Origin of the sequence: Pseudomonas gingeri (assembly GCF_013386165.1) — a bacterium.
Lineage (GTDB): Bacteria > Pseudomonadota > Gammaproteobacteria > Pseudomonadales > Pseudomonadaceae > Aquipseudomonas > Aquipseudomonas gingeri_C.
Genome location: NZ_JACAOS010000013.1, coordinates 74,254 through 80,501, shown reverse-complemented (window position 1 = coordinate 80,501; position 6,248 = coordinate 74,254). Strand labels below are relative to the sequence as shown.

Here is a 6,248-nt window from a genome sequence, read left to right as displayed (position 1 = left end):
TGCCGTCAACCGTTAATTTCAGATTTCTGGAAAATGGGCCAAAAACCCCGAAAAGCAGAAGGCCGGCCCTGGCGGGCCGGCCTTCTTCTATAGCCATATCAAGCAGGAAGCGGGATCCGCTTATTCCTGCTTCAGGGTGATGCGAGCAAACGCCTTCTTCCCCGCCTGGCAAACATGGGTCGCGCCCAGCTTGTATATAAAGGTGCGATCGACAGCCTCACCATCAATACGAACACCACCGGAGCCCAGCAGATCGCGAGCGACCGCCGAGTTCTTCACCAGGCCAGCCTTATTAAGGACAGCGGCAATCGGCATGTCTTCAGTCGCGCTGATTTCAACTTCAGGCAGATCGTCCGGCAGCTCGCCATCCTTCATGCGATTACCCGCCGCACGGTGAGCATTGGCCGCAGCCTCCTCACCGTGGAAGCGCGCGACGATCTCTTCAGCCAGCTTGATCTTGACGTCACGCGGGTTCCCACCCGCCTCGACATCCTTGCGCAACTGATTGATCTCATCCATCGAGCGGAAGCTCAGCAGCTCGAAGTAACGCCACATCAAAGCATCTGGAATCGACACCAGCTTGCTGTACATGACACCCGGCGCTTCCTGGATCCCCACGTAGTTACCCAGGGACTTGGACATCTTCTTCACGCCATCCAGCCCTTCGAGCAATGGCATGGTGAGAATGCACTGAGCTTCCTGCCCGTAGGCGCGTTGCAACTCACGCCCCATCAGCAGGTTGAACTTCTGGTCGGTACCGCCCAGCTCGACGTCCGCGCGCAGCGCAACGGAGTCATACCCCTGCACCAGCGGGTAGAGGAACTCATGGATGGCGATCGGCTGGTTGTTGGTATAGCGCTTGTCGAAGTCGTCGCGCTCGAGCATCCGCGCCACGGTGTACTGCGACGTCAGACGAATGAAGTCCGCCGGACCCATCTGGTCCATCCAGGTGGAGTTGAACGCCACCTCGGTCTTGGCCGGATCAAGGATCTTGAACACCTGAGCCTTATAGGTCTCGGCATTCTCGAGGACCTGCTCACGGGTCAGCGGTGGACGCGTGGCGCTCTTGCCGCTCGGGTCACCGATCAAACCGGTGAAGTCGCCGATCAGGAAGATCACCTGATGCCCCAGTTCCTGGAACTGGCGCAGCTTATTAATAAGGACTGTGTGCCCCAGGTGCAGATCCGGTGCCGTCGGGTCGAAGCCGGCCTTGATACGCAGCGGCTGGCCACGCTTGAGCTTCTCGACCAATTCGGACTCGACCAACACCTCTTCCGCACCACGCTTGATCAGCGCGAGCTGCTCTTCAACCGACTTCATAACCAACCTGCAAGGCTCAGATTCAAAGGGGACCAACCATACAAGATCGCCGTCCAAATACAAGTTTTGCCCGGCATACGGGCACGAAACGCCCGCCCGCACATGACAGACTTGCTTCAGCGATGTTTTGGTTATATTTTATACAGTTATTTCATCTTCATCATGTCATTCATCTTTTCCAATTCATCTTCTTCAAAGTCAAATTACCTATGACCACAGAGCCGACTAAAGCGCCCCCGCTTTATCCGAAGACCCACCTGCTGGCCGCAAGCGGGATCGCCGCCCTTCTCAGCCTGGCGCTACTGGTATTTCCTTCCAGTGACGTAGAAGCCAAGAAGACAACGCTGAACCTGGAGCTGGAAACCCCAGCGGATCAACTGACACAAGACAAAGACGCTGTAGAACTCGATCAAGCCACAAATGAAGGCAATCCATCGCCTTTCGCCCAGATCGACAACAGCGCCGACGACACCCACGACACCGCCAAGACCGAAGCGGCACCCGAGGAAAAGAAGGCCCCCGGCCACCGTGAAGTCACCGTAAGCCGTGGCGATACGTTGTCCACCCTGTTCGAGAAGGTCGGCCTGCCCGCTGCTTCAGTACATGAGGTCTTGGCCAGCGATAAACAAGCAAAACAGTTCTCCCAGCTCAAACATGGCCAGGTCCTGGAGTTCGAGCTGACGCCCGACGGCAAGCTGAACAACCTGCACAGCAAGGTCAGCGACCTTGAAACCATCACCCTGAGCAAGGGCCCGAAAGGCTTCACCTTCAATCGCGTGGTCACCAAGCCGGTGGTCCAGTCGGCCTACGTGCACGGTGTGATCAACAGCTCGCTGTCACTCTCCGCCCAGCGCGCCGGCATGCCCCACAGCCTGATCAGGGAAATGACCCATGTGTTCGGCTACGACATCGATTTCGCCCAGGACATCCGCCCCGGCGACGAATTCGAAGTGATCTACGAACAGAAAGTCCTCAACGGCAAGACCGTCGGCACCGGCAGCATCCTGTCCGCACGCTTTATCAACCGCGGCAAGACCTACACCGCCGTGCGCTACACCAACAAACAAGGCACCAGCAACTACTACACCGCTGACGGCAACAGCATGCGCAAGGCCTTTATCCGCACCCCCGTGGACTTCGCCCGCATCAGCTCGCGCTTCTCCATGGGCCGCAAACACCCGATCCTGAACAAGATCCGCGCCCACAAGGGCGTCGACTACGCCGCCCCGCGCGGTACACCGATCAAGGCCGCCGGCGACGGCAAGGTGATATTGGCCGGTCGCCGCGGCGGCTACGGCAATACCGTGATCATCCAGCACGGCATCACCTACCGGACCCTTTACGGTCACATGCAAGGTTTTGCCAAGGGCATCCAGACCGGCAGCACCGTCAAGCAGGGCCAGGTCATCGGCTATATCGGCACCACCGGCCTGTCGACCGGCCCGCACTTGCACTACGAGTTCCAGGTCAATGGTGTGCACGTCGACCCGCTGGGCCAGAAACTGCCCATGGCCGATCCGATCGCCAAGTCCGAACGCGCCCGTTTCCTGCAACAGAGCCAGCCGCTGATGGCGCGCATGAACCAGGAAAAATCCAGCAAAGTCGCCTCCGCCAAACAACGGTAAACCACGATGCTCTACATAGGTGTGATGTCCGGAACCAGTCTTGATGGGCTGGACATTGCCCTGGTAGCGCTCGACGGTTCCATCCGACTGCTGGCCAGTCACTACATTCCCATGCCCGACGCCTTGCGCGTCGAGCTGCTTGGCCTGTGCGCCAGCGGCCCCGATGAAATCGCCCGCTCCGCCATTGCCGAGCAGAACTGGGTGACACTGGCCTCCCAGGGCATCAACACCCTGCTGGAACAACAGCAACTCGGGCCCGAGGCGATTCGCGCCATCGGCAGCCATGGCCAGACCATCCGCCACGAACCGGCACGGGGCTTTACCGTACAGATCGGCAACCCGGCCTTGTTGGCGGAACTGACCGGCATCACCGTCGTCGGCGACTTCCGCCGCCGCGATGTAGCCGCTGGCGGCCAGGGCGCGCCACTGGTACCGGCCTTCCATGAAGCGCTTTTCGAAGAGCGTGCGGGCCAGCGCGCCGTACTGAATGTCGGCGGCTTCAGCAATCTGAGCCTGATCGAGCCGGGCCAGGCGGTATCCGGCTTCGACTGCGGCCCGGGCAACGTGTTATTGGATGCCTGGATTCAGGATCAACGCAACGAATCCTATGACCGCAATGGCCAATGGGCAGCCAGCGGCCAAGTCGCACCGGTGCTGCTGCAAGCCTTGCTCAGCGATCCGTTCTTCCAGACCAAAGGCCCGAAAAGCACCGGTCGCGAGGTGTTCAACCTGACCTGGCTGAAGCAGCACCTGGGTCGCCTGCCGGCCTTCGCGGCCGAAGACATCCAGGCCACCTTGCTCGAACTCAGCGCGCGGACCATCGTCGAGTCGCTGACCGGCGCCCAGGAGAACACGGAAGAATTACTGGTCTGCGGCGGCGGCGCCCATAACGCGGCGCTGATGGCCCGACTGAGCCAACTGCTGCCGGGAGCCCGGGTTGCCAGCACCGCCACCCACGGCGTTGACCCCGACTGGGTTGAAGCCATGGCCTTCGCCTGGCTGGCCCAATGTTGCCTTGACGGCATCGCCGCCAATCGCCCCAGCGTCACCGGCGCCCGGGGCCTGCGGGTACTGGGCGCGATCTACCTGGCCTGACACCTAGCAAAACGCCGCGAAATTCGCGGCGTTGAGGGTAAAGCGCTAGCGATGATCAGATCGAGAACGACGACCCGCAACCACAGGTCGTAGTGGCATTCGGGTTCTTGATGACAAAACGCGAGCCTTCCAGGCCTTCCTGGTAATCCACTTCTGCGCCTGCCAGGTACTGGAAGCTCATGGGATCGACCACCAGGCTGACGCCTTCGCGCTCGACGATGGTGTCGTCATCGGCCACTTCTTCATCGAAGGTGAAGCCGTACTGAAAACCTGAACAACCGCCGCCCGTAACGAATACGCGCAGCTTCAAGCGATCATTACCCTCTTCATCGACCAGGCTCTTCACCTTGTGCGCGGCACCGTGGGTGAATTGCAAAGCCGTGGGGGTGAAGGATTCGACGCTCATGCTGACTATCTCCCGGCGTTACGCCGCCATAATGCGTGATGACGGGCATTATCCGCTTCTCCTAGAAAAGCAGTCAACTATTAAGGCAGCGGCAAGCTTCCAGCTACAAGCGGCAAGCTGGAAGCCTGGCGCGCCCCTTGCGACTTACCGCTCGAAGCTCGCAGCTGCCGTTATGGCAGCATGCCCGCGTGGGACAGACCCAGGCGCTCGTCCAGACCGAACAGAATGTTCAGGTTCTGTACCGCCTGACCCGACGCACCCTTGACCAGGTTGTCGATCACCGACAACACCACCACCAGGTCACCGTCCTGCGGACGGTGCACGGCAATCCGGCAAACGTTGGCACCGCGCACGCTGCGGGTTTCCGGATGGCTGCCGGCCGGCATCACGTCGACAAAGGGCTCGTTGGCATAACGCTTTTCAAACAGCGCCTGCAGATCCACCGAGCGATCGACCACGGTCGCGTAAAGCGTGGAGTGGATACCGCGGATCATCGGCGTGAGGTGCGGCACAAAGGTCAGGCCCACGTCATGACCAGAGGCGCGGCGCAGCCCCTGGCGGATTTCCGGCAGGTGGCGATGGCCCTTGACCGCATAGGCCTTCATGCTTTCGGAGGTTTCCGAGTACAGCGAACCGACGCTGGCACCGCGACCGGCACCGCTGACACCCGACTTGCAGTCGGCGATCAGTCGTGTGGTATCCGCAATCCCGGCTTCAAGCAGCGGCAGGAAACCCAGCTGGGTCGCGGTCGGATAGCAACCCGGCACGGCGATCAGACGGGCCTGCTTGATCTTTTCGCGGTTCACTTCCGGCAGGCCATAGACCGCCTCTTCCAGCAAAGCCGGCGCACCGTGCGGCTGACCGTACCACTTGGCCCACTCTTCGGCGTCCTGCAGACGGAAGTCGGCGGACAGGTCGATGACCTTGGTCCCGGCGGACAACAATTCACCGGCCAGGGCATGGGCCACGCCATGGGGCGTGGCGAAGAACACCACGTCACAGGCGCCGAGGGTCTTGATGTCCGGCACGCTGAACGCCAGGCCGTCGTAATGACCGCGCAGGTTCGGGTACATGTCGGCCACGGCAAGGCCCGCCTCGGATCGAGAAGTGATGACAGCCACTTCCGCTTGCGGATGCTGTGCCAACAGACGCAGCAATTCGACACCGGTGTAACCCGTGCCGCCGACGATACCGACCTTGACCATGACCTGCCCCTCAACGAAACCACTGGAAAGCCCACGATAATAGGGGCCGCGCGCGCCTGCGACAACCGTCAAGGTGACGTGCGGACGCTCAAGCCTCTACTATTCGGCCTACCGTGAACCTGGGAATAACTAAAAATGCTCTATTTGTGGATCAAAGCCTTTCATATCGTCAGTGTCGTCTGCTGGTTTGCCGGCCTGTTCTACCTGCCGCGCCTGTTCGTCTACCACGCCCAGAGCGAGGACAATGTCAGCAAGGAGCGCTTCAGCGTCATGGAGCGCAAGCTGTATCGCGGGATCATGGGCCCGGCGATGATCGCCACGCTGATCTTCGGTGGCTGGCTGATCGCCCTCAACCCGAGCATCTTCAGCCAGGGTGGCTGGATACACGCCAAGCTGACCCTGGTCGTCGTGCTGATCGGCTATCACCATATGTGCGGTGCCCAGGTAAAACGTTTTGCCCGTGGCGAAAACACCCGCAGTCATGTCTTTTATCGCTGGTTCAATGAAGTGCCGGTTCTGATATTGCTGGCTATTGTAATTCTGGTCGTTGTCCGGCCGTTCTAGTTACCAAGTCACTCATCCCTGATCGGAGCATTC

6 protein-coding genes are annotated in these 6,248 nt (G+C 60.3%); 3 read left to right on the top strand and 3 right to left on the bottom strand.

Annotated features, from left to right (window positions below; all coding sequences use genetic code 11):
- Positions 1–120 precede the first annotated feature (120 nt).
- Positions 121–1,320 carry a tyrosine--tRNA ligase gene (gene tyrS, locus HX866_RS12460; protein ID WP_177139831.1) on the bottom strand — a complete coding sequence of 400 codons (1,200 nt, stop codon included), beginning with the start codon at positions 1,318–1,320 and terminating at the stop codon, positions 121–123.
- 209 nt (positions 1,321–1,529) lie between these two features.
- Here tyrS and HX866_RS12455 point away from each other — a divergent pair, with 209 nt between their 5' ends.
- Both HX866_RS12455 and HX866_RS12450 read left to right on the top strand, forming a co-directional pair.
- Positions 1,530–2,945: a peptidoglycan DD-metalloendopeptidase family protein gene (locus HX866_RS12455; RefSeq protein WP_177095504.1), complete on the top strand. Its 1,416-nt coding sequence runs from the start codon at positions 1,530–1,532 to the stop codon at positions 2,943–2,945.
- A 6-nt stretch (positions 2,946–2,951) separates the two neighbouring features.
- Positions 2,952–4,040: an anhydro-N-acetylmuramic acid kinase gene (locus HX866_RS12450; RefSeq protein ID WP_177139829.1), complete on the top strand. Its 1,089-nt coding sequence runs from the start codon at positions 2,952–2,954 to the stop codon at positions 4,038–4,040.
- 55 nt (positions 4,041–4,095) lie between these two features.
- Here the strand turns inward: HX866_RS12450 and erpA are convergent, their stop codons facing one another.
- Both erpA and argC read right to left on the bottom strand, forming a co-directional pair.
- Positions 4,096–4,446: an iron-sulfur cluster insertion protein ErpA gene (gene erpA, locus HX866_RS12445; protein WP_007906865.1), complete on the bottom strand. Its 351-nt coding sequence runs from the start codon at positions 4,444–4,446 to the stop codon at positions 4,096–4,098.
- Between the two features lie 170 nt (positions 4,447–4,616).
- Positions 4,617–5,651: an N-acetyl-gamma-glutamyl-phosphate reductase gene (gene argC / locus HX866_RS12440; protein ID WP_177105996.1), complete on the bottom strand. Its 1,035-nt coding sequence runs from the start codon at positions 5,649–5,651 to the stop codon at positions 4,617–4,619.
- A gap of 135 nt (positions 5,652–5,786) precedes the next feature.
- On the opposite strand from argC, the gene hemJ reads away from it, so the two are divergent.
- Positions 5,787–6,215, top strand: a complete 429-nt coding sequence (gene hemJ / locus HX866_RS12435) for a protoporphyrinogen oxidase HemJ (protein WP_177095499.1) — start codon at positions 5,787–5,789, stop codon at positions 6,213–6,215.
- Positions 6,216–6,248 lie beyond the last annotated feature (33 nt).

Bases quoted from the DNA above. Each gene is read 5' to 3' on its own strand.
- HX866_RS12455 (WP_177095504.1), top strand. From the start codon at position 1,530: ATGACCACAGAGCCGACTAAAGCGCCCCCGCTTTATCCGAAGACCCAC.
- hemJ (WP_177095499.1), top strand. From the start codon at position 5,787: ATGCTCTATTTGTGGATCAAAGCCTTTCATATCGTCAGTGTCGTCTGC.
- argC (WP_177105996.1), bottom strand. From the start codon at position 5,651: ATGGTCAAGGTCGGTATCGTCGGCGGCACGGGTTACACCGGTGTCGAA.
- erpA (WP_007906865.1), bottom strand. From the start codon at position 4,446: ATGAGCGTCGAATCCTTCACCCCCACGGCTTTGCAATTCACCCACGGT.
- HX866_RS12450 (WP_177139829.1), top strand. From the start codon at position 2,952: ATGCTCTACATAGGTGTGATGTCCGGAACCAGTCTTGATGGGCTGGAC.
- tyrS (WP_177139831.1), bottom strand. From the start codon at position 1,320: ATGAAGTCGGTTGAAGAGCAGCTCGCGCTGATCAAGCGTGGTGCGGAA.